The sequence below is a fragment of the Yinghuangia sp. YIM S09857 genome, assembly GCF_051388915.1.
GTDB lineage: Bacteria > Actinomycetota > Actinomycetes > Streptomycetales > Streptomycetaceae > Yinghuangia.
In genome coordinates this window covers 386,169-407,087 of record NZ_JBPKBH010000007.1, presented here as the reverse complement: position 1 = coordinate 407,087, position 20,919 = coordinate 386,169, and the positions used below count along the sequence as shown (strand labels likewise).

19 protein-coding genes and 2 riboswitches are annotated in these 20,919 nt (G+C 71.2%); of the genes, 10 read left to right on the top strand and 9 right to left on the bottom strand.

Going from position 1 to position 20,919, the window contains the following annotated elements; translation table 11 throughout:
• Positions 1–113: 113 nt before the first annotated feature.
• Entirely contained in the window at positions 114–1,355 is a 1,242-nt protein-coding gene (locus tag ACRX5S_RS18080) for an Ig-like domain-containing protein (RefSeq protein WP_436773969.1), read from the top strand.
• A gap of 131 nt (positions 1,356–1,486) precedes the next feature.
• Here ACRX5S_RS18080 and ACRX5S_RS18075 read toward each other — a convergent pair whose 3' ends face one another.
• The 6 genes from ACRX5S_RS18075 to ctaE all read right to left on the bottom strand — a co-directional run bounded on the left by ACRX5S_RS18075 (position 1,487) and on the right by ctaE (position 7,645).
• Positions 1,487–2,470 (bottom strand): hypothetical protein, encoded by a 984-nt coding sequence (locus ACRX5S_RS18075; protein WP_436773968.1) that lies wholly within the window; start codon positions 2,468–2,470, stop codon positions 1,487–1,489.
• Positions 2,471–2,574: 104 nt separating this feature from the next.
• Positions 2,575–3,147, bottom strand: a complete 573-nt coding sequence (locus ACRX5S_RS18070) for a SigE family RNA polymerase sigma factor (protein WP_436773967.1) — start codon at positions 3,145–3,147, stop codon at positions 2,575–2,577.
• Positions 3,148–3,437: 290 nt separating this feature from the next.
• On the bottom strand, positions 3,438–5,075 hold the full coding sequence (qcrB, locus tag ACRX5S_RS18065; protein ID WP_436773966.1) for a cytochrome bc1 complex cytochrome b subunit: 1,638 nt from the start codon (positions 5,073–5,075) through the stop codon (positions 3,438–3,440).
• Complete coding sequence (qcrA, locus tag ACRX5S_RS18060) at positions 5,075–6,151, bottom strand: cytochrome bc1 complex Rieske iron-sulfur subunit (RefSeq protein ID WP_436773965.1); 1,077 nt, start codon at positions 6,149–6,151, stop codon at positions 5,075–5,077. Before qcrA ends, qcrB begins: the two co-directional genes overlap by 1 nt.
• A 14-nt stretch (positions 6,152–6,165) precedes the next feature.
• Positions 6,166–6,972 carry a cytochrome bc1 complex diheme cytochrome c subunit gene (qcrC, locus tag ACRX5S_RS18055; RefSeq protein WP_436773964.1) on the bottom strand — a complete coding sequence of 269 codons (807 nt, stop codon included), beginning with the start codon at positions 6,970–6,972 and terminating at the stop codon, positions 6,166–6,168.
• Positions 6,973–7,027: 55 nt separating this feature from the next.
• Positions 7,028–7,645 carry an aa3-type cytochrome oxidase subunit III gene (ctaE, locus tag ACRX5S_RS18050; RefSeq protein ID WP_358350831.1) on the bottom strand — a complete coding sequence of 206 codons (618 nt, stop codon included), beginning with the start codon at positions 7,643–7,645 and terminating at the stop codon, positions 7,028–7,030.
• A 235-nt stretch (positions 7,646–7,880) separates the two neighbouring features.
• Here ctaE and ACRX5S_RS18045 point away from each other — a divergent pair, with 235 nt between their 5' ends.
• The 4 genes from ACRX5S_RS18045 (at position 7,881) to ACRX5S_RS18030 (ending at position 11,804) form a co-directional block, all read left to right on the top strand.
• Positions 7,881–8,288 carry a hypothetical protein gene (locus ACRX5S_RS18045; RefSeq protein WP_436773963.1) on the top strand — a complete coding sequence of 136 codons (408 nt, stop codon included), beginning with the start codon at positions 7,881–7,883 and terminating at the stop codon, positions 8,286–8,288.
• Positions 8,289–8,495: 207 nt separating this feature from the next.
• Entirely contained in the window at positions 8,496–8,891 is a 396-nt protein-coding gene (locus tag ACRX5S_RS18040) for a hypothetical protein (RefSeq protein WP_436773962.1), read from the top strand.
• A 124-nt stretch (positions 8,892–9,015) separates the two neighbouring features.
• On the top strand, positions 9,016–10,095 hold the full coding sequence (gene trpD, locus ACRX5S_RS18035) for an anthranilate phosphoribosyltransferase (RefSeq protein ID WP_436773961.1): 1,080 nt from the start codon (positions 9,016–9,018) through the stop codon (positions 10,093–10,095).
• 129 nt (positions 10,096–10,224) lie between these two features.
• Positions 10,225–10,339, top strand: a riboswitch (SAM riboswitch).
• Between the two features lie 46 nt (positions 10,340–10,385).
• Complete coding sequence (locus tag ACRX5S_RS18030; protein WP_436773960.1) at positions 10,386–11,804, top strand: aminotransferase class V-fold PLP-dependent enzyme; 1,419 nt, start codon at positions 10,386–10,388, stop codon at positions 11,802–11,804.
• A gap of 80 nt (positions 11,805–11,884) precedes the next feature.
• On the opposite strand, the gene ACRX5S_RS18025 is transcribed toward ACRX5S_RS18030, so the two are convergent.
• Genes ACRX5S_RS18025 through ACRX5S_RS18015 form a run of 3 tightly spaced genes read right to left on the bottom strand, consistent with a single transcriptional unit; the run spans position 11,885 to position 13,911 of the window.
• A complete protein-coding gene (locus ACRX5S_RS18025; RefSeq protein WP_358350797.1) occupies positions 11,885–12,172 on the bottom strand; it encodes an Lrp/AsnC family transcriptional regulator in 288 nt (95 codons plus the stop codon).
• 52 nt (positions 12,173–12,224) lie between these two features.
• On the bottom strand, positions 12,225–13,115 hold the full coding sequence (locus ACRX5S_RS18020; protein WP_436773959.1) for a rhomboid family intramembrane serine protease: 891 nt from the start codon (positions 13,113–13,115) through the stop codon (positions 12,225–12,227).
• Between the two features lie 49 nt (positions 13,116–13,164).
• On the bottom strand, positions 13,165–13,911 hold the full coding sequence (locus ACRX5S_RS18015; protein WP_436773958.1) for an exonuclease domain-containing protein: 747 nt from the start codon (positions 13,909–13,911) through the stop codon (positions 13,165–13,167).
• A 121-nt stretch (positions 13,912–14,032) separates the two neighbouring features.
• On the opposite strand from ACRX5S_RS18015, the gene ACRX5S_RS18010 reads away from it, so the two are divergent.
• The 5 genes from ACRX5S_RS18010 (at position 14,033) to ACRX5S_RS17990 (ending at position 20,773) form a co-directional block, all read left to right on the top strand.
• Positions 14,033–14,290: a hypothetical protein gene (locus ACRX5S_RS18010; RefSeq protein ID WP_436773957.1), complete on the top strand. Its 258-nt coding sequence runs from the start codon at positions 14,033–14,035 to the stop codon at positions 14,288–14,290.
• Positions 14,291–15,738: 1,448 nt separating this feature from the next.
• Positions 15,739–17,133, top strand: coding sequence for an NYN domain-containing protein (locus tag ACRX5S_RS18005; protein ID WP_436774063.1), 1,395 nt, complete (start codon positions 15,739–15,741; stop codon positions 17,131–17,133).
• Between the two features lie 253 nt (positions 17,134–17,386).
• On the top strand, positions 17,387–17,761 hold the full coding sequence (locus tag ACRX5S_RS18000; protein WP_436773956.1) for a hypothetical protein: 375 nt from the start codon (positions 17,387–17,389) through the stop codon (positions 17,759–17,761).
• 144 nt (positions 17,762–17,905) lie between these two features.
• Positions 17,906–18,055: riboswitch (cyclic di-AMP (ydaO/yuaA leader) on the top strand.
• A gap of 10 nt (positions 18,056–18,065) precedes the next feature.
• The gene (locus ACRX5S_RS17995; RefSeq protein ID WP_436773955.1) at positions 18,066–19,169 is read left to right on the top strand and encodes an NlpC/P60 family protein; all 1,104 of its coding nucleotides are present in this window, start codon (positions 18,066–18,068) and stop codon (positions 19,167–19,169) included.
• 212 nt (positions 19,170–19,381) lie between these two features.
• Positions 19,382–20,773: a hypothetical protein gene (locus ACRX5S_RS17990; protein WP_436773954.1), complete on the top strand. Its 1,392-nt coding sequence runs from the start codon at positions 19,382–19,384 to the stop codon at positions 20,771–20,773.
• Positions 20,774–20,919 lie beyond the last annotated feature (146 nt).

The window sequence follows — 20,919 nt, the reverse complement described above, 5'->3', positions numbered from 1 at the left end:
TGGGGCCCCCCCCCCGCGTCGTTGTATGCCCCGAATGGGGGTATTAACGATCCATTTTGAGCAATTCAGGTGAGACTTGATCGGAAAGTGCCCCCTGATCCAGGAGGTTCCGGGTGCGTGCCATCACGGTTTCCCGCGGCCCCCAGCGCTTGCTGCGGCCGATAGCCCTGACGACGGCGGCGATGCTGGCCCTCGGGGGCTGTTCGACGTTCGGATCCGACGACGACAAGCCGGCGCCGAAGCCCACGGTCAGCACCGCCCGATTCACCATGACCCCGATGGACGGCAGCGACGCGGTTCCCCCGGAGAGCGTGGTCACCGTCGGCTCCGGCGGCGGCGTGCTGTCCGGCGTCACCCTGACGGCCGCGGACGGTACGGCGGTTCCCGGCGCCATGAGCCCCGGCGGCGCCTCGTGGCACAGCGAGAAGCCCCTCCTGTACGGCACCAAGTACACCGTCCAGGCCACCGCCGTGGACGTCCACGGCCTGACCTCGACCGGCAGCTCCACCTTCACCACCGCCACCCCCACGGCCATCGTGTCGGCCAAGGAGGTGCTGCCGGAGAAGGGCAGCACGGTCGGCATCGGCATGCCGATCAGCATCGAGTTCGACCGGAAGATCGAGGACCCGGCCGCGCGCGCCGCGGTCGAGAAGCGCCTCGTCGTCACCGCCAGCACCCCCGTCGAAGGCGCCTGGGGCTGGGTCGACGAGAAGACGGTCCGCTTCCGCCCCAAGGACTACTGGCCCACCGGCACCAAGGTGACCGTGTCCAGCGACCTGCTCGGCGTGCCCCTGGGCGACGGGGCGTACGGCGGGCCGGGCAGCGTCACCGACTTCACCATCGGCGACGCGGTCGTCGCGACGGTCGACTCGGGCGCCCACCAGATGACGGTGACGCGCAACGGCGAGGTGCTGCGCACCGTCCCGGTGACCACCGGCAAGCCCGGCTTCACCACGCGCGCCGGGACGAAGGTGATCCTCGGCAAGGAGGAGCACGTCCTGATGGACGGCACCACCGTCGGTATCGCGGAGGGGAGTTCGGAGAGTTACCGGCTCGACGTCTACTGGGCCACCCGGGTGACGTGGAGCGGTGAGTACCTGCACGCCGCGCCCTGGTCGGTGGGCTCTCAGGGCAGCGCCAACGTCAGCCACGGCTGCGTCGGCATGAGCACCGACAACGCCCGCTGGTTCTTCGGCGTGGCCTCGGTCGGCGACGTGGTCAACGTGGTGAACACCGGCAGCAGCAAGACGATGGAGTTGTCCGGCAACGGCTACGGCGAATGGAACATGTCGTTCGACCAGTGGCTCGGGCAGAGCGCCGCGGGTACGACGACGGCCGAGCCCGCGGCCGCCTGACGCGGCGCCGCATCCGGCACGCGGTCGACCCCTGCACCCACCGTGGGTGCAGGGGTCGACCGCGTGCCGGCGGACGGCGGGGCGGACCGGCGGGATGCCGGGCCGCCGCGTACGGGGCCGGCCGGCGGCGGTCAGCTCGTGGCGCGGTCGATCGCGGTTTCCAGGATCTGCGGCGTGAACTCGGGGGCGGAGGCCACGCCTTGCAGGTGACCGAGCACGACGATCGTGTTGCCGGAGCGGATGTAACCTTCGTAGCCCCGGTACGAGTCGGGGGCGTGGTCCCACTTCCACATCTTGCCCTCGGTGGCGCCCAGTTGGGTCAGTGAGGACTGCGGGTAACGGGACCGGCAGGACGCGGCGTCCGCGGCGAACTGCGCCTCCGCGGCCTGGGCCTCCGCCTCGGTGGCGAACGTCGCGATGAACTCGTTGAAGTGCCCCGAGGGCGACGCGGCGTCCCCGAACCGGTAGCTGGTGACGACGAGATCGGCGGCGGGCGCGTCGCCGGTAGCCGGCCACCGGCTCAGGCAGAAGACGCCGGGGGAGAGCCTGGTCTCCTCGACGGTGCCCGTCCAGGACCCGGTGCTTCCCCGGGTCTCCTGGATCCAGGCGCTCGGCGCGGCGGGCAGGTCCTCGGCGCGCAGCGCCGCGGGGGACAGCGGCCCGACGGTGCCCGCGGGCGGGTCGCAGTCGAGGGTCGGGAAGCGGGTGTCGAACGGGACGCCGGGACGGCCGCCCGCGGGCGGGGCCACCGCGGCGGGACTGCCCGAGGACGCCGTTGCGCCGGCGTGGGTCGGTGCTTTCGAGGAAGGCGTGGCGGTCTGCGGTAGGGCACCGGGGGCGGCGTTCTCCTGTGCCGTCCAGTGGCACGCGCCCCCGGCCTTGGACCCGGGCGTCGCGGCCGCCTCTCCGGAGGCCCTGCCGTCGGATCCGCCCAGCGCGGCCAATCCGGTGGCGATCACCCCGACGGCGGCCGCGGCCGCGACGCCGGCCGCCGTCCGGTGGCGCAACTTGCGCCGGGTCCCGCGGACGCGGGTGTCGCTCGCCGGTGCGATGAGCACCGCGGGCTCGATGTCGTCGACCAGGCCGCGGAGGCGGCGGTCGAGTTCGTCGGTCATGGTCGTGGTCTCCCTGTCTGCGTGCCGATGCGCGGGCCTGCGGGGCCGTGCGGCCCGGCTGCGTGCGTGCGGTGTGGGCGTGCGTGTGCGGGTGTGACGGGGCGTCAGCGGGCGCCGGAGGCGGTCGGTTCGGCCGCGGCGCCGGTCTCCTCGCCGAGGAGTTCGGCAAGTGCCTGCCTGGCCCGGAACAGCCGGGTCCGCACCGCCCCCGCCGAGCACCCGATCTCGCGGGCGACGGTGTCGGCGGGCAGGTCGTACAGGTGGAACAGGACGATCACGCGCCGCTGGTCCTTCGGCAGCTTCTGGAGCGCCGCGACCAGGGCCACGTGGTCCGGCCCCAACTCCGGTACGGAGGCCGGGGTCCCGACCCGTACGTGGGCGCGCAGCCGGTTCCGCGCCTTGCGCCACGAACTGACCGCGAGGCGTTGCGCGACGACCCGGACCCAGCCGCCGGGGTCGCCCTCGGCGCGGAGCCGGGCCCACTTGGCCCACGCCCGGGCGTACGCCTCCTGGACCGCGTCCTCGGCATCGGCCAGGTTGCCGGTCAGGGCGTACACCGCCGCGACCATGCGGCGGGCCGTCGCGGCGTAGAACGCGTCGAACTCCGCACGGGCGGTGGCCGCGGCGGCGGTCGCCCCGACCGCGACCCCGGCCGTGCCGCGGTGGTCCCGGGTCATCCCGGCGTCCCCGACGGTCCCGGCGTCCCCGGCGGCCGGTCGTGCGCCGGTGCCGGGGGGCGCGCTGTGCCCCGTCCCCTCGTCCCTCAATTCCTGCCGCATCCTGTGACCCGTCCCCTTGGCGCCTGCTGACGTCCTATGCACGCGGGAGGGAGCACGGATGTTACGCGGCGGCCGGAAAGTCGCTCACCGGGCCGCCCGGGGGCGCGTACGGGCACGCAAAAGGCCGAGGGCCCCACCGGGAGTTCCGGTGGGGCCCTCGGCCCGCTGATGTGGCGTCAGCAGATGGATCAGTGGTGGCCGTGGCCGCTGGTGATCTCTTCGTACTCCTCCGCGGTCGGCTTCTCGATCTGCTCGGCGAAGTACCAGCGCGACAGGCGCACCCGCAGCTTCTCGCCGGGCTTGAGCTTGCGTGCGACGCCGTTCTCGTCGACCGCGGGCGGCAGTTCGGCCGGGGCCGGCTGCTCGTGCGCGGTGAGGAAGTGGCGCTTCTCGGCGTCGAGGGGCTCGTGCACCTCGATGAACTCGCCGTGCGGCAGCTTCTTGATGATGCCGGTCTCGCGGCCGTGCAGGACCTTGTCGCGGTCGCGGCGCTGCAACGCCATCGCGATCCGGCGGGCCACCACGAAGGCGACGACCGGGGCGACGAAGAACAGCACGCGCATGGTCCACGTGATCGCGTTGATCGACAGATGGAAGTGCGTGGCGATGATGTCGTTGCCGCCACCGATCCACAGCACCAGGTACATCGCGATCCACGCGGCGCCGAGGCCGGTGCGGACCGGCACGTTGCGCGGGCGGTCGAGCAGGTGGTGCTCGCGCTTGTCACCGGTGACCCAGGCCTCCAGCCACGGGTACGCGGCGATGAAGGTGAACATCACGCCCGGCACGACCAGCGACGGGATCAGCACGTTCCAACTGATCGTGTGTCCCCAGAGGTTGGTCTCCCAGTTGGGCATGATGCGCAGGGAGCCTTCGAGGAAGCCGATGTACCAGTCCGGTTGGGAGCCGGCGGTGATCTGTCCTGGGTTGTACGGGCCGTACGACCAGATCGGGTTGATCTGCACCAGCCCGCCCAGCAGCGCGGTGATGCCGAAGACGATGAAGAAGAACCCGCCCGCCTTCGCGGTGTAGACCGGCAGCAGCGGCAGGCCGACCACGTTCTTCTCGGTCTTCCCGGCACCCGGGAACTGCGTGTGCTTGTGGTAGAAGACCAGGATCAGGTGGACGGTCAGCAGGCCGACCATGATCGCCGGGACCAGCAGCACGTGGATCGTGAAGAGTCTCGGCACGATGTCGTGGCCGGGGAACTCCCCGCCGAACAGGAAGAACTGGAGGTACGTGCCGACCAGCGGGATCGCCAGGACCACGCCTTCCGCGATGCGCAGACCCGTACCGGACAGCAGGTCGTCCGGGAGCGAGTAGCCGGTGAAGCCGTTCACCATCGCGAGCACCAGCAGGATGAACCCGAACAGCCAGTTCATCTCACGCGGCTTGCGGAACGCGCCGGTGAAGAAGATGCGGAACATGTGGACGAACAGCGAGGCCACGAAGATCAGCGCGGCCCAGTGGTGGATCTGCCTTATCGCCAGGCCACCGCGGATGTCGAAGCTGATGTCCAGCGTCGACGCGTAGGCCTCGGACATGTGGATGCCCTGGAGCGGGACGTACGAGCCGTCGTAGACGACCTCGTTCATGCTCGGCTTGAAGAACAGCGTCAGCCACACGCCGGTCAGCAGGATGATGATGAAGCTGTAGAGCGCGATTTCGCCGAGCATGAAGGACCAGTGGTCCGGGAAGACCTTGCGCAGGTTCTTCTTGGCGGCGCCGTAGATGCCCAGGCGCTCGTCGAAGTAGTCCGCGGTCTTGGTCGCGGCGTTGTCCGGGACCGGAGCCTCCGCCGCCTTGGTGCCGTGCGTCGATGCCATCAGCCACGCTCCCAGAAGCTCGGGCCGACCGGTTCGTGGAAGTCGCCGATGGCCTCCAGGAAGCCCTCCGCGTTGACCGTGATCTGCAACTGCGGCAGCGAGCGGGCGGCCGGGCCGAACACCACGGCGCCGTCGTCCGCGAGGTCGAACGTGGACTGGTGGCACGGGCAGAGCAGGTGGTGCGTCTGCTGCTCGTACAGGCCGATCGGGCAGCCCACATGGGTGCAGATCTTGGAGTACGCCACGATGCCCTCGTGGGACCAGTCCAACTGCTTCTGGGACTTGATCTCGTCCGGCTCCAGGCGCACCAGCAGGATGGCGGCCTTGCCCATCTCCGACAGGTAGTCCTCGTTGATGACGGTCCGGCCGTCGATCTCGACCTCCTGGTCGAGGCCCTTCGGCTTACCCATCGTCAGCGAGCCCTTGATGATGTGCTCGGGGCGCAGCGGCTCGTGGGTGTTCTCGTTGATGATGACCGTGTTGCCGTTGTTGACGCCGTGCCGCTTGTTCTCGCCCCAGAAGGTCTCGCGCAGCTTGGTGCCGGGCAGCGGGCCGAGGTCGCGCAGCAGCACGACGCCGGACAGCGGGACGAGAGCCATGGCGCCGATCATCGTGCGGCGGATCAGCGGGCGGCGGCCGATGGCGGAGTCCGCGGCGCCCTGCTGGAACTCGCGGATGGCGGCTTCCCGGACCTCCGGGTCGGAGACCAGCTCGTGGCGCTCCTGGACGATCTCCTCGTCCGTCATCAGCGTGCGCGCCCAGTGGACCGCGCCCGCGCCGATGCAGAACAGCGCGACGCCGAGCGTGCAGCCCAGCGCCATGTTCAGCGCGCCGATCTTCCCGAAGAAGAAGATGTCGACGATCTTGTCTTTGTCGATGGTGACGTACGAGGCGATGAAGCCGACCGTCGCCAGCATCGAGATCAGGAACAGCAGCGACACCTGGCGTTCGGCGCGCTTGGCGGCCTTCTCGTCGATGTCGGTGCGGCGCGGCTCGTGTTCCGGGAGACCCGGGTCGGCGAACGGGTCGAGAGCCCCGGCCGGGGCGTGCGCCGCCGGCAGCTTCTCTTCTGACATGTCCTCGTGGCTACTCACTTGGTCCTGGCCTTGGGGGTACGAGCGGCGATCCAGATGGCGGCGGCGATCAGGAAGCCGAGCCCGAAGATCCACACGAACAGACCCTCGGAGACCGGGCCGAGGCGGCCCAGACCGAGGCCACCCGGGTTGGGCTCGTCCTTCGTCACACCGGTGATGTAGGTGACGATGGCCTTCTTCTGCTCCGGCGGCATGATCGTGTCGGGGAACGAAGGCATGTTCTGCGGGCCGGTCAGCATGGCCTCGTAGATGTGCTTCGGATCGACGTCCTTCAGCGAGGGGGCGAAGCGGCCCTCGGGGAGCGCGCCGCCCTCACCGGAGAAGTTGTGGCACTGCGAGCAGTTCGTGCGGAAGAGCTCGCCGCCCTCCTGGATGTCGCCGTCGAGGGCGTACTCCTCCTCGCGCGGCACCGCCGGACCCGCACCGAGCGACCCGATGAACATGCCGAGCAGGTCGGCCTGCGCCTGGGTGTAGACGACCGGCTTGCGCGGCGCCTGCGGGCCCTGCTGCTGCATGGGCATGCGCCCGGTCATGACCTGGAAGTCGACCGCGGCCGGACCCACACCGACGAGGGAGGGGCCGTCGCTGGTGCCCTGGCCGTTGAGGCCGTGGCAGCTCGAACAGCCGCTCAGGTAGAGCTTCTTGCCCTCTTCGATCTTGGCCAGCGCGGTGGGCGCATCCTCGGCCTGGGCCTTCTTGGCGGGCGCGAACGCGGCGTACAGCCCCCCGGTCGCCGCGAGCGCGAAGAGTAGGACGACAAGCGCCGCCAGGGGATGGCGTCGTCGTGCGGAGAGCTTCTTCACCAAAAACCTCGGTTGGTTTCGTCGTTTTTGTCGAGTGGGACCGGGTGCGGCGTCTCTACTTGATGAGGTAGATCGTGGCGAAAAGCCCGATCCACACCACGTCGACGAAGTGCCAGTAGTACGAGACGACGATCGCGCTGGTGGCCTGCTCGTGGGTGAAACGCTTGGCCGCGTACGTGCGGCCCAGGACAAACAGGAAGGCGATGAGGCCGCCCGTCACGTGCATGCCGTGGAAGCCCGTGGTCAGGTAGAAGACCGAGCCGTAGGCCGACGAGGAGAGCGTCAGGTTCTCCTTGACCAGCTCGGTGTACTCCATCACCTGCCCGCCGATGAAGATCGCGCCCATCACGAATGTGATCACGAACCACATGCGCAGCTTCTTGACGTCACCGCGTTCCGCGGCGAAGACGCCGAGCTGGCAGGTCAGCGAGGAGAGCACCAGGATGGTGGTGTTCACCGACGAGAACGGGATGTTGAGCATCTCCGTGCCCTGTTCCCAGATCTCGGGTCCCTGGACCGACCGGATCGTGAAGTACATCGCGAAGAGGGCCGCGAAGAACATCAGCTCCGACGCCAACCAGACGATCGTGCCGATGCTGACCAAGTTGGGACGGTCGACCGCCCCATGTGCGTGCCCGGTTTCTACTGCTGTTGCTGTCGCCACGGCCGCCATTATTGCGGTCGCCGGATCGGGCCGCGCTTCGGGGGGCATCCTTCGGCGAACGTGTCTGAGTCGCGGTGGTGTTCCCCGAGGTCCGCCATTCGGCCAATCGCGCCTAGTAAGGAGCTGTGCGGGACCTCGGCGGGGGCGATTCTGACGTGCTATCAGAGCGAGGGTGAATCTCCGACTCGGGCGCGGCGAGTAAGCCGAACGAGGGACGCCGGAGGATGCGGGTAGCGTTCGCGGCATGGTCAAGGCAGGTATCGGAAGGCTGTTCCGGCGCAGGCGCGAGGAGCCGGAGCCGCCGCTCGTCGACGACGGCACGCTGGTCGTCGTCGGGGAGAGCTTCGACCCGGCGCGCGCCGACTCCGCGGTGCTCGCCGATCTCGCCGGGGCCGGGGTGGTCGTCGAGGGGCGGCAGCTGATGCTGCGTCATGTCCTGCGCCTGCCGGACGCCGCGGCGGTCGCGGAGGCGGGGCGCATTCTCGCGCCGGACGGGTGGGCGGTGGCCGCCGGGCCGGACGGGTCGACGTACGCCGATCGCCCGCAGCGCGTCACGGCACTCGAACTCGCGCGCGAGCGCACCCGCATGGCCGGGCTCGCGCAGCGGCTCGGCGGTGACGCGGAAGGGTGGATTCTGCTCGGGCGCCCATGACGGCTTCTTTTGATCAAGGATGTTCAGGTCTGTTCAACGGTGATCAAGGGCCATGGAAGCGGGTTCAAGGGCCGTGGATTTGATCAAGAGCTTGGAGCCGGTGAATCAGGAGGAGTAGCATCCGCGGTGTTGTAATGCGGATCACACCAGGGTGATCGGCCGTCTTGAAGACCGGGGCAGGTGGCAATGGCGCACAGCGGCGACACCATGACCGTCCTTGTATACAGCGATGACCGCAACACCCGTCAGAAGGTCATGCTCGCGCTCGGACGCCGGCCCGCTGCGGACGCACCCCGGGTGGAGTACTTCGAGTGCGCCACCGAGCCGGCCGTCATCGCCAAGCTGGACAAGGGCGGTGTGGACCTCGTGATCCTCGACGGCGAGGCGACCCCCGCCGGGGGCATGGGCATCTGTCGCCAGCTCAAGGACGAGATCTACCGGTGCCCGCCGGTGCTGGTGCTGGTCGGCCGTCCACAGGACGCCTGGCTCGCCACCTGGTGCCGGGCCGACGCGGTGGTGTCGCACCCGCTCGACCCGGTGACGCTCGCGGCGTCGGCGGCCGAGCAACTGCGCAACCGTGCGGCGTCGCGCGCCGGGGTGTAGCTCTTCCGGGGGCGTGGCGCGGCGGTGCGCGGCCGGGTGTCGGCATACGGACAGGCCGCAATTCCGTTGCCGGGCGCGGCTACGCTGAGTCCGACCTGATCGGACACGTCAGCGGGAGCGGACCATGGGCGCCTCGGCCTCGGTAGCGGTGAACAGCACCACCTCCGGGCAGGCACGTTCCTGGCCCGACGTCCTGTCCGCCCTGATGCGCCGGGAGGACCTGGACGCGGGGACCACCGCGTGGGCGATGGACCAGATCATGAGCGGCGAGGCGACTCCCGTGCAGATCGCCGCCTTCGTGGTCGCCTTGCGCGCCAAGGGCGAGACGGTCGACGAGGTCACCGGTTTCGTCGAGGCGATGTACGCGCACGCGGTGACCATCGAGGTCCCCGGGCCGATCGTCGACGTCGTCGGGACCGGCGGCGACCGCGCGCGTACCGTCAACATCTCCACGATGTCGGCGATCGTCGTCGCGGGCGCGGGGGCCACCGTGGTCAAGCACGGCAACCGTTCGGCGTCGTCCGCGAGCGGTGCGGCGGACGTCCTCGAAGCGCTCGGGGTATCGCTGGACCTGACGCCCGAGCAGGTCGCGCAGACCGCGGTCGAGGCCGGGGTGACGCTGTGCTTCGCGCAGCGCTTCCACCCGGCGCTGCGGCACGCGGCTCAGGCGCGACGGGAGTTGGGCGTCCAGACGACGTTCAACATCCTGGGCCCGCTGACGAATCCGGCGCGTGCGCCGTACACGGCGATCGGCGTCGCGGACGCGCGCATGGCGCCGCTGATGGCCGGGGTGCTGGCGCGGCGCGGGACGACCGCGCTGGTGTTCCGGGGCGACGACGGCCTCGACGAGCTGACCATCACGACGACCTCCAAGGTGTGGGTCGTCCGCGAGGGCGAGGTGCACGAAGACGCCGTCGACCCGCGGGACTTCGGCATCGAGCTGGTGCCGATCGAGGCACTGCGCGGCGGCGACGCGGAGTTCAACGCGGACGTCGCGCGCCGACTGCTGGCGGGGGAGCGAGGCCCCGTGCGGGACGCGGTGCTGCTCAACTCCGCGGCGGCGCTGGCCGCGCTCGGCCCCGGCGAGGGCCCGCTGAGCGAACAACTCGCGTCGGGCATCGAGCGGGCGGCGGACGCCATCGACTCCGGCAAGGCACAGGCGGTTCTGGACCGGTGGGTGGAGACCACGCGCTCGTTCGGGTGACGGTGTCGGGCGTCCCGTCTCACGGGTGGGACGCCCGCTGTCTCATAACTGACGAAGTGCTGTCTCGTACTTCGAGACGCTGTATATCCGTGTTGAGAGACCGGCTTCTGTGGGGTAATAATTCCCCCAGGTCACGAGCGACAGCATTTTGGCCCCGGCTTGCTGTCCGGCAACCCTCCTCCGCGGTGGGGTGCCCCGGGTGATGACCAGGCCGGACACAAGGGTGCTCCGGCAAGCGCGGACCTCCATGAGCCACGGCATCCGGGGTCCCCAGCCCTGGAGAGTCAGCCATGACTGCCGTCGCATTCGCCCCGGTTTCGCCGCTTTCGCCCGCTGAGACTGACGCGTCCAATTCCACCTGTGCGCCACTCGCGGTCGTCGGCCGCGACGTGCGCGTGCCGCTCGTCACCGGCGGCGAAGCGGAGTACGCCGCACTCGACTACGCCGCCAGCGCCCCCTGCCTCCAGCGCGTGTGGGACGACGTCAGCGCCTACCTGCCCTACTACGGCAGCGTGCACCGCGGCGCCGGATACCTGTCGCAGTTGTCGACCGACCTCTACGAGCGCAGCCGCACGACGGTCGCCGAATACCTCGGCACCCGGGTCGGCGACGTCGTCCTGTTCACCCGGGGCACGACCGACTCGCTCAACCTGCTGGCGTCCGTACTGCCGTCCGCCACCCGGGTGTTCGTGTTCGAGACCGAGCACCACGCGGCGCTGCTGCCGTGGCGGCGCACCGCCGACGTCACCCACCTCGCGGCCCCGTCGAGCCACGCCGAGGCGGTCGCGAGCCTCGACGCAGCCCTCGCCGCCGACGCGGACGAACACGGGGGCGACCGGCCGCGCCTGGTGTGCGTGACGGGCGCGTCCAACGTCACCGGCGAGCTGTTCCCGGTCCGCGAACTGGCCCAGGTCGCGCGTCGGCACGGCGCGCGCATCGTTCTGGACGCCGCGCAGTTGGCCCCGCACCACGCCGTCTCGCTCGCCGAACTCGACGTGGACTGGGTCGCGTTCTCGGGGCACAAGCTGTACGCCCCGTTCGGCGCCGGCGTGCTCGCCGGGCGCGGCGACTGGCTCGCGGACGCCGAACCGTACCTGGCCGGGGGCGGCGCCAGCCGCTCGGTGACCGCGGACGCCGTCGAGTGGAACACCGGCCCGGCCCGCCACGAGGCCGGTTCGCCGAACGTGATCGGCGCGTACGCGATCGCCTCCGCGTGCCGCGCGCTCTCCGAGGCCGGCCTCGACGCGCTCGCCGCCCGCGAGGACGCGCTGCTCGCCCGGCTGCGGGCGGGGCTCGCGGGGATCCCCGAGGTGCGCACGCTGGACCTCTTCGGCCCCGAGTCCGCCCGGGTCTCGGTGCTGTCGTTCGTCGTCGAGGGGTGGAACAGCTCGCGGTTCGCCGCCGCGCTGTCCGCGGAGTACGGGATCGGGGTGCGCGACGGGCTGTTCTGCGCGCACCCGCTGGTACGCCGCCTGCTCGGCGGGCGCGCGGACGCGCCGACCGAGTGCGGGGCGCCCGACGCGCCCTCGGGGGAGCAGAACCTGAACGCGATCCGGGTCAGCTTCGGGGCCGGCACGCCGGACGAGCACGTGGACCGCTTCGTGGGCGCCGTACGGGAGTTGGTGCGGCGCGGGGCGAAGTGGACATACCGCACCGACGGCGGACGCTGCGTGCCGGAGTCGGACCCGCGCGGCCCGGCGCGGCTCTGAGGCGGGCCGGGCGCGGGCGGCGTTCAGCAGGGAATGCCGGCTCCGGTGCCCACCAGGCGCCGAAATCCGAAGGACGCGGCCTAGAAGCCGTCGTCGAGGCCGATCGCGAACGCGGCCTCCAGGTCGTGCTTCGAGTAGGTCCGGAACGCGATGTGCGTGGCGGTGTGCAGGACACCCGGCACCTTGTTGAGGCGCCCGGGGATCACGTCCGCCAACTCGTCGTGCTCGCGGACCCGGACCATGGCGACCAGGTCGAACTCGCCCGTCACCGAGTACACCTCGCTCACCGCGTCGATCGCGGTGATCGCCTCGGCGATCTCGGGGATGCGGTCGACAGCTGCCTTGACGTGCACGATCGCGGTGATCACAGCGGCGGCCTCTCCTCGTTCGGTGCGGGGGTACGAGCCTATCCGGCGCCGGTCATCCGTTCGGCCCCGACGGGGTCCCCGGCGGCGGATAGGTCGGCGGGGGCGGGATCGCGGGTGCGGTCGGCAGAGCGTGGACAAGCGGTTCGGGCACGCCGGGTGCGCGGGTGCCGGGAGGCGTACGCGGGACGCGTCGTCGATGGTAGAGCGCCCAGGCGTACAGGAACCCCGCGGCGAAGCCGACGAGATGGGCCGAATAGGCGACATCGGCGTCGCCGTTGACGCCCAGGCCCTGGAAGTAAAGCCACTGGAGCACGAAGTAGAACCCCAGCACCGCCCACGCGGGGAAGCGCAGCGGTAGGAACAGCAGCAGCGGGACGAGGCTGGTCACGCGGGCCTTCGGATACAGGTAGAGGTACGCGCCGAGCACCGCCGCGATCGCCCCCGACGCGCCTACCAGCGGCTGCGCCGAACCGGGGTTGAGCAGCGCGAAACCGTACGTCGCCAAGTAGCCGGCGGCCAGGTAGAACAGCGTGAAGTGGCCGCGGCCCATGCGGTCCTCGACGTTGTTGCCGAAGACGTACAGGTAGAGCATGTTGCCGATGAGGTGCACCCAGCCGCCGTGCATGAACATCGCGAACAGCACGGACAGCGCCGGGATCTTGTCGGGGTCGGCGGCGGTCGTGCAGCGGATCGGGCCGCGCTCGGTGGCCACGAGGTCGGGCGGGTCGACGATGCCGCCGCCGCCCACGAGTTCGCTCGGGATGGCGCCGTACTCGTAGTAGTAGGCGTTCTCGGCGCACACGCGCGCCTCGGGGTCCATGTCGCCGCTCCCGAACCCGGACAGCGGGCTCACGAGGAAGATCACCGCGTTGAGGACGATCAACGCGTAGGTGACCACCGGGGTGCGGCGCACCGGGTTGGCGTCATGGACGGGGAGCAGCATGTCCCTATCGTCACGTCATGCCCGGTTCCTGGCCTGGCAGGCTACCGCCCTAGACCGCCTGAGGTTCACTCGGATGGCCGGTGCACCGAAGCAGACCGGACAGGTCGTGCACTCCGGCGCGACGCAGGCGCGCGATGAGCGCCCGCAGGATGTGGGCGGTCGCCCGGGCATCCGCGGTGGCCCGGTGCGTAGACGGCGCGGGGGACTCGAACAGGCCTGCGAGCGTGGCCAGTTTGTAGTTGGCGACCTCGCCTCGCGAGACCAGCGAGCGGGCGAGCTCCAGCGTGTCGACCACCACAAGGTGCGGCCACGACTCGCCGCAGGCCGCGCAGGCCGCGCGCAGGAACCCGATGTCGAACGGCGCGTTGTGGGCGACCAGTACGGCGTCCCGGGCGAAGTCGTGGAAGGCGGGCAGCACCTCGCGCAGCGGCGGGGCGTCCGCGAGCATCGCGTCCGATATCCCGGTCAGCCCGGTGATGAACGCCGGGACGGGTACGCCGGGGGCGACCAGCGTGGCGAACTCGCCCAGCACGTCGCCGCCGCGCAGGCGCACCGCGGCGATCTCGGTGATGCGGTCGCGCTCCGCGTCCAGGCCGGTGGTCTCCAGGTCGACGACCACGAACACCTGGCGGTCCAGGGGCGTGCCGCGGTCCCAGCGGCCGGACGCGTTTCGCACCGCGCTCGCCGGTTCGGTACTGTCCCGCGCGGGCACGCCGGACCACGGCGGTGCCGCATCGCATGCCCCGGTTTGTGGCACGGAGAGTGGCGCGGACGGGCCGGGTACCTGGCTGCTCATGCCACGGACGGTACGGATCCGCCCTGACACCGGCACGGGCGCCCCTCCCGAACGGCCGTCCGCAGCACGGCTCCGGGCGCGTGGTGCGGGTCCCTGAACAGCCTTGGAGAGGAACAAACGCATGTCGGTCCCGGCCCCCAGCGAGACGACCCGTTGGCGCTGCTCGCTGTGCGGCAACCTGACGCGGTTCGACGTGACCCGGACGACCCGGGCGGTGGAGTTCGTCCACCTCGACCTCGCCGGCGAACCGCGTGTCGACGAGCGGGAGATCCTTGAGGACACGATCGAATCCGTCCGCTGCCGCTGGTGCAACGCCACCGATTCGGTCCAACTCGTGCCCCGTCCGGGTGCCGAGGACGGCGAGACGCCGGGGGCTTGACCGGGAGTCGCGGGAGGGCGCGGGAAGGGAAGGTGCCGGAGGCCCGAGTCGGCCGAGGCACGGCGAACACCCGTCGGCTCTCCGGTGCGGGGGCTGTCCAAGGAGACCTTCAGGACGCCCGCGACCCAGGGCGGCGCTCCAGGCGTAGTGCGGACGCGGCAGAGGCCTCGGTCATGAGGCGGAATGCAGCAATGCCGCCGACTTGTCCGGGCGTTGCGCTGCTTCGGTTTCCGACGCGGCACATCGTCACGTGCGGATTTGCCGACACTCCCGCCGACACGCCGGGCGCCGGCCGCTGTTCCGGAGCGCGGTGCGAGTTCGGCGCGGAGCGTACCGCCGAACGGGTGTACGAGCCGCGGGCGACTCCGTGCCGCCGGGCTCGGCCGGGCCGCCGCGGGTGATGCCGCAGGCCCGAAGGCTTCCGCGACGGGACGCCGAGCCCGCGTACGCGGGCTTCGAGCCCGAAAACCGGTTCCGACCCGCGACGTGCAACCTCCGGGTTGGTATGTCGGACTGGGCCGCTTGACTGCGCGTCGGCACCGGTGCGCTCGCCGGATGTGGCAGTTTTGGGGTGGCGGGGCTTGTCCGGAACACGGCACGCTGGCGGGCCGGAGCCGGTACCGGCGCACGGCCGCGCACGCGGATTGTGCATCGGTTCGGCATCGGCGCGGGGAGGCGTGTCCGGCTGTCCGGGTGGGCAGGCCATGATCAGGAGCACAATCGAGCAGCCTGGGGCGGGGAGACCGGGCCGATACGGAACCGGAGGACCTGTGGGCGAGTCGGACACACGCGCGGAGCCGGGCCACGCTGCCCGCGGCTCCGGCACGTCCGCCCCCGAGTCCGCCGACTCCTGGGCACGTGCCGCGGAGGCGCGCCCCGCGAAGCCGGGTGCGGCCGCCAAGCAGACGTGGGAACACGCGGACGCCTCCGTCCCGGTGCACGCGGACCGGCCCGAGGCCGCGGTCGAGCTGCCGAGACCGATCAGCGGAGAGCGCGCGGACCAACTGGCCGCTCCGGCGGTCGCCGCCGCAGACGAACTCGTCGTCGCCGCGCACGCGGGTGCCCTGGGATCCAACGGCTCCGAGAGCACGTGGAGTTCCTTCACCCCGCCGGTACGCAACGCGACCGCCGCCTCAGCAACAGGCAACGGCCACGCCCCCCTGGGCGCCGAACCCCCGAACGGCGCCCCCCACGCAAACGGCACAAAGAACGAGCCGACTCCCCCCGTGGCAACCCCACCCAGCGCGAACGCCGCACCCACCGAACCTGCGGACGGATCGCGGGGCGAGGCGAGTCCCGGGCGCTCTGTCGCCGACTCGCGAGGCGACGGCGACGGTGCAACCGCGTCGCGCGCACAGGCGGACGAGCCCGGGCGGTCCTCCGAATCCGCATCCAACGTGCCCGACTCGCCCGCCGGGGCCCTGGAAGGGCGCGGCGAGGGAAGTCCAATGGGTGGCGACGTCGGTGCCGCACACGCCGGTGGCGACGCGGCTGCCTCGCGAGAGGGGGCCGGGGCGGAGTCCGACACGCGGGAGGTTGCGCCTCGGGGGCCTTTGCCGGACGGGGTTCGGCAGCGGGTTATCGCGTTGGCGGCGGATGGGCTCGGGGCCATGACGGTGGACGAGATCCCCGTTCCGTTGCGGCAGTTTGCTCGGTTCACCCCCTCGCGTCGGGCGAAGCTCGCGGCGACCCCGCTGGCCGGGGTGCTGGAGAACGACCCGGTGTTCCGGCAACGGATAGCGGAGCGTCTGCGGAGGGGGTTGCCGGATCTTGCGGCGGCTCTCGATGCGGGGCGTCCGCCGGCCGCCGCCGATCCGCTCGATGTGGCCGCCGCCGCGTATCTGCTGCGGCCGCCCGGGTGGGTGGCGTTGCTGGACACGGCCGGACAGGCCGCGGAGCGCGCCGCTCAGGACCGGGCCGGGGCCGAGGCCGCCGCCGTGGTGGAGCGGTTGGAGTCCGAGTTGGGCACGCTGCGCGCCGCAGCGCGGGCCGAGCAGGAGAAGTTGCGGGCGGATCTGGAGGAAGCCCGCAAGGAGGCCGAGCACTTGCGCAGACAGGTGCGCGGGCTCCAGGGCGGCGCCAAGCATGCCGAGAAGGAGGCGAAGCGCGCCCAGGCGGAGTTGGAGACCGTACGCGCCGAGGCGCAGACGGCGATTGCCGCCGCCGACAAGGAGACGCGTCGCCTGCGCGGCCGGGTCTCCGAGGCGGAGTCGGCGTTGGAGGCGAGCCGCCGGGCCGCGCGTGAAGGCCGCAGCATGGAGGACACGCGCGTACGCCTGCTGCTCGACACCGTGCTGGAGGCCGCCCAGGGGCTGCGCCGCGAACTCGCCCTGCCCCCGGTCGGCATCCGCCCCGCGGACACGGTCGACGCCGTCGCGCCCGAGGGTGCGAGCCCAAAGGACATCGCCAAGCGCGCCCTGGAGGGCGACGACCCGGCGCTTCTCGACCAGTTGCTGAGCCTGCCGCAGGCGCATCTCGTCATCGACGGCTACAACGTCACCAAAACGGGTTACCCGTCCCTCGCCCTTTCGGAGCAGCGCGTACGCCTGCTCGGGGGCCTCGCGGTGATCGCCGCGCAGACCGGGGCCGAGGTCACCTGTGTGTTCGACGGCGCGCAGTTGGACGCTCCCGTGCTGCTCGCTCCGCCGCGCGGCGTCCGCGTGCGGTTCAGCAAGGCGGGGGAGACCGCCGACGAGCTCATCCGCCGTCTGGTGCGCGCCGAACCACCCGGCCGTCCGGTGATCGTCGTCTCCTCGGACCGCGAGGTCGCCGACGGCGTGCGGCGGGCCGGTGCGCGCCCGGTGCCGTCGACCATGCTGCTGCGCCGCCTCGCCCGCGGCTGACCCCCGGGCGGCGCCGCGTCCCGCCCGACGTCCCATGCCGCATCCCGTGCCACGTCCGATGCCGGGGCGTGCGATGCGTCCCATCTCGACCGCCGTGGTTGACATGTGACGTTGTGTCAGTGCCCGTCCCTACCGTGTGTTCCAGGAGCAACCGCTCCGTCACAGCTCCATCGGAACGCAACGGAAGAGGTGGACGACCATGCGGGTCTGCTGCCGTACGTGCCGTGCCCGGGGTCCGGCGTGTGCTGATTGTGTGGTCACCCAAATTCTCGACGATAAATCGGACTTTTCGCCCGATTCATCGAAATCCAACGAGTCGGTTCCGGTGTGCCGACACGCCGTGGTCGATGTGGGATATCCCACAAAGCTCCGTAACGACACCGATACGGGTGATTCGCCCGTAGGGCGGAATTCCGGAATTACCGGCTGCCTGGAGCTCTCCCCGGAAACGGTCGACCGGATAGCCCTGCTCGCCGACGTGGGCCTGAGCAAGCCCCTGCGATACGTCCCTGACCTGCACGAAGACCCGCCGAAACCGGTGCCGCCGGAGCCGCGTCCGGCGGCCGCCGGGCCCCCCGCGCAACGCCGCAAACCGCCGCGAAAGTATGAACAGATGGTCGCTCTCTGATCACGTTCGGTGGAGCCGGAAGCGTTAATCGCGAGTTCTCTCGTAAAACTTCGGCGATTGATTTGAACCGATCAAGCTCGGTTCACTAATCTCTCGGGCTGAGTACCCGCAATGTCGATCGCCCAGCCAGGGCGGCGGGCGGGGACTCCCGCCGAGTCCGGTGAGGCCGAGAGGTCGAGTCGGAGCCGGGGAACCAATCCCCGTGGGGTGAATCGACACGAAGTCGGTGTCGTAGGGCGTGTCTTCCGGCCCGAACCCGTCAGCTCACCCGGTAGGCGGGCGTAGGAAGAAGGAGTTCGCCCACGTGGCGTCCCACCGACGGCCGAAGAAGCCCAGCAAAACGCGCGTCGGCGTGCTCACCGCCGCCGCCGCCACCGCCGTGGCACTTTCCCCGGGCATGTCCCAGGCCGACCCGGCCCCCTCCAAGGACCAGGTCAAGGCCCAGATCAACGAGTTGACCCACCAGGCAGAGGTCGCCACCGAGGAGCTGAACGGCTTCCAGGAGAAGACCGAGCTGTTGCAGGGCCAGGTCTCGCAGATCCAGGAGCGGATCGCCCAGGAGCAGTCAGACCTCGTGACGCTCCAGAGCACCATGGGGGTGATCGCCAGCGCGCAGTACCGCAACGCCGGCATGGACCCCACGCTCCAGCTGATGCTGTCCGAGAAGCCCGACGAGTACCTGAGCAAGGCCGCCGCGCTCGGCCAGATCACCGCGCAGCAGGCCGCGTCGATCGAGCAGATCCAGGCCAAGAAGCGCACCCTCGACCAGGAGCGCGCCGAGGCGTCCACGAAGCTCGGGGAGCTTGAGGACACCCGCAAGAACCTGTCGGCCAAGAAGGCCGAGGTCGAGAAGAAGCTCCAGCAGGCGCAGGCCCTGCTCAACACGCTGACCGAGGCCGAGCGCGCCGCGATCCTCGCCGAGGAGGGCCACGGCGAGGCGAACGAGGCGGACGACCGCGCCTCGCGCGACGACACGCGCACCCCGCCGACCTCGGCCAAGCCGTCCCCGAGCACCACCAAGCCGGCGACCGAGACCCCCAAGGTCACCGTCCCGGTCAGCGGGCGCGCCGGTGCCGCCGTCGCGGCCGCCGCGTCCAAGATCGGCAAGCCGTACGTGTACGGCGCCACAGGGCCCAACTCCTTCGACTGCTCCGGCCTCACGGGCTGGGCCTGGAAGCAGGCCGGGGTCTCGTTGCCGCGCACGTCGCAGGCGCAGGCCGGTGCCGGGCGCAGCGTCCCGGTCGACCAGATCCAGCCCGGCGACCTGGTGATCTACTACAGCGGCATGTCGCACGTCGGCATCTACGCGGGCGGCGGCCAGATCATCCACGCTCCCAAGCCCGGCACCAACGTGCGGTACGCGCCGCTGCACTCGATGACGGTCGTCAAGGTCGTCCGCCCGTCCTGACCCACCCGTGACCGCGCCGCCCGGGCGCCGACCGGAGCAACCGCCCGACGGCGCCCGGACCAGAGCCCGGCCCGGCGCCCGGGCCTGAGCTCGGAACCGGGGACGCCGAACAGCGCCGCCGCGGCCCGTGCCGCCCGCTCCCCGCACCCGGCCGTTCCCCCGTGCGCGGCACTCGGCGGGTGCCGCGGTTCGCCGTCTCGTACGATCGGTCCGTGGACGACCGGAGCCCTAGGGCGCGACGGATCCCGCGGTGGCTCCTGGTTTTCGCGGCAGTGTGCGTCGCGATATCCGCCGGAATCGCCCTGGGAATCGTCGGCCTGGGCTCGGACGGTTCGAGCGGCAGGCCCGCTCCCGGTACGAGCCCGACCCTGCCCCTCCGGGCCGCCGACCTCCCGGCGGGCCAGGAGAAGCACACCGACCCCCGCAACGAGGCGATCGCCCGGCTGCTGGAACGCCGCGCGACCGCGGTGCGCGCGCACGACCGCGCGGCCTACCTCGCGACGATCGACCCGGCCGCGAAACCCTTCCACGACGCACAGGCCGTCGCGTTCGACAACGCGGCGCAGATCCCGTTCGCGTCCTGGGACTACGAGCTCGTCGCCGCCGACGCCTTCACCCTTCCGGACCAGCGCCTCGCGTCCTTCGCGGGCGCCACGGTGTTCACCGCGCAGGTGGACCTGCTGTACCGCATCGACGGCTTCGACAGCGCGCCGGTGCGCAGCCCGCAGTACCTCACCTTCGTGCTCCGCGACGGCGCTTGGCTGATCGCGGCCGACTCCGACGGCGCCGACAGCGGCATGCGCGGCGCGGTGCAGGTCTGGGACCTCGGCCCGGTCACCGTGCTGAGCGGCGACTCCGGAATCGTCCTCGGTGTCGGGGACAAGAACGACCTGCGGTCCTATCAGAAGGACATGGACGACGCGGTGCCCGACGTACACAAGGTCTGGGGCCGAGTGTGGGCCGGGAAGGCCGTCGTGATCGTCCCGGCGAACCAGGAGCAGATGGCCCGCCTGCTGGGCGCCGAGCCGCAGAAGTACGCGCGCATCGCGGCCGTCACGACCGGCGAGCGCGGCGCCGACGCGGATTCGGCGGCGGCGGACCGGGTCATCGTCAACCCGGACGCGTTCCGCGATCTCGGCGCGGTCGAGCGGCGTGTGGTCATGACGCACGAGATCACCCATGTGGCGAGCCGTGCGTTCACCCGCAACTGGACGCCCACGTGGTTGTCCGAAGGCTTCGCGGACTACGTGGGGTACCTCAACTCGGGCCAGACCATCCGCAGCGCCGCTCCGGAGCTGCGGCGCGACGTGCGCGAGGGGCGGGTACCGCAGGCGCTGCCGACGGACGAGCAGTTCGAGACGACGCAGGAGGCGCTGCCGCAGGCGTACGAGATGGGCTGGCTGGCCTGCCGGATGATCGCCGAGCGGTGGGGGCAGGAGAAACTGGTCGAGCTCTACCGGGCGGTCGGCGAGGCGCCGCCGCCCGGGGTCGGGCCGCCGGATCAGAAGAGCCGCCTCACCAGCGCGTTCGTGTCGGTCCTGCGGATCTCGCCGGCGGAGTTCACGGCACAGTGGGTGGGGTACGTGCAGGCGCAGGTCCGCTAGGGGCGGTCCGCCGCGCGCGCGGTGCCGGAAGCGGAGTGGGTACCGGTGCGGGCGGGGGCCGGGGCGGGCCGGAGGAGACGGAACAGGAACAGGGAACGGCACCGGATCCGGCCGAGGCACGTCATCCGGTCGGGCCGAGGACAGGC

Coding starts and splice junctions, on each gene's coding strand:
- ACRX5S_RS18070 (WP_436773967.1), bottom strand. CDS start 3,147: ATGACCCGGGACCACCGCGGCACGGCCGGGGTCGCGGTCGGGGCGACC.
- ctaE (WP_358350831.1), bottom strand. CDS start 7,645: ATGGCGGCCGTGGCGACAGCAACAGCAGTAGAAACCGGGCACGCACAT.
- ACRX5S_RS18075 (WP_436773968.1), bottom strand. CDS start 2,470: ATGACCGACGAACTCGACCGCCGCCTCCGCGGCCTGGTCGACGACATC.
- qcrB (WP_436773966.1), bottom strand. CDS start 5,075: ATGGCATCGACGCACGGCACCAAGGCGGCGGAGGCTCCGGTCCCGGAC.
- ACRX5S_RS18015 (WP_436773958.1), bottom strand. CDS start 13,911: ATGAGCAGCCAGGTACCCGGCCCGTCCGCGCCACTCTCCGTGCCACAA.
- qcrA (WP_436773965.1), bottom strand. CDS start 6,151: ATGTCAGAAGAGAAGCTGCCGGCGGCGCACGCCCCGGCCGGGGCTCTC.
- ACRX5S_RS18030 (WP_436773960.1), top strand. CDS start 10,386: ATGACTGCCGTCGCATTCGCCCCGGTTTCGCCGCTTTCGCCCGCTGAG.
- trpD (WP_436773961.1), top strand. CDS start 9,016: ATGGGCGCCTCGGCCTCGGTAGCGGTGAACAGCACCACCTCCGGGCAG.
- ACRX5S_RS18020 (WP_436773959.1), bottom strand. CDS start 13,115: ATGCTGCTCCCCGTCCATGACGCCAACCCGGTGCGCCGCACCCCGGTG.
- ACRX5S_RS18010 (WP_436773957.1), top strand. CDS start 14,033: ATGTCGGTCCCGGCCCCCAGCGAGACGACCCGTTGGCGCTGCTCGCTG.
- ACRX5S_RS18040 (WP_436773962.1), top strand. CDS start 8,496: ATGACCGTCCTTGTATACAGCGATGACCGCAACACCCGTCAGAAGGTC.
- ACRX5S_RS18045 (WP_436773963.1), top strand. CDS start 7,881: ATGGTCAAGGCAGGTATCGGAAGGCTGTTCCGGCGCAGGCGCGAGGAG.
- ACRX5S_RS18005 (WP_436774063.1), top strand. CDS start 15,739: ATGGGTGGCGACGTCGGTGCCGCACACGCCGGTGGCGACGCGGCTGCC.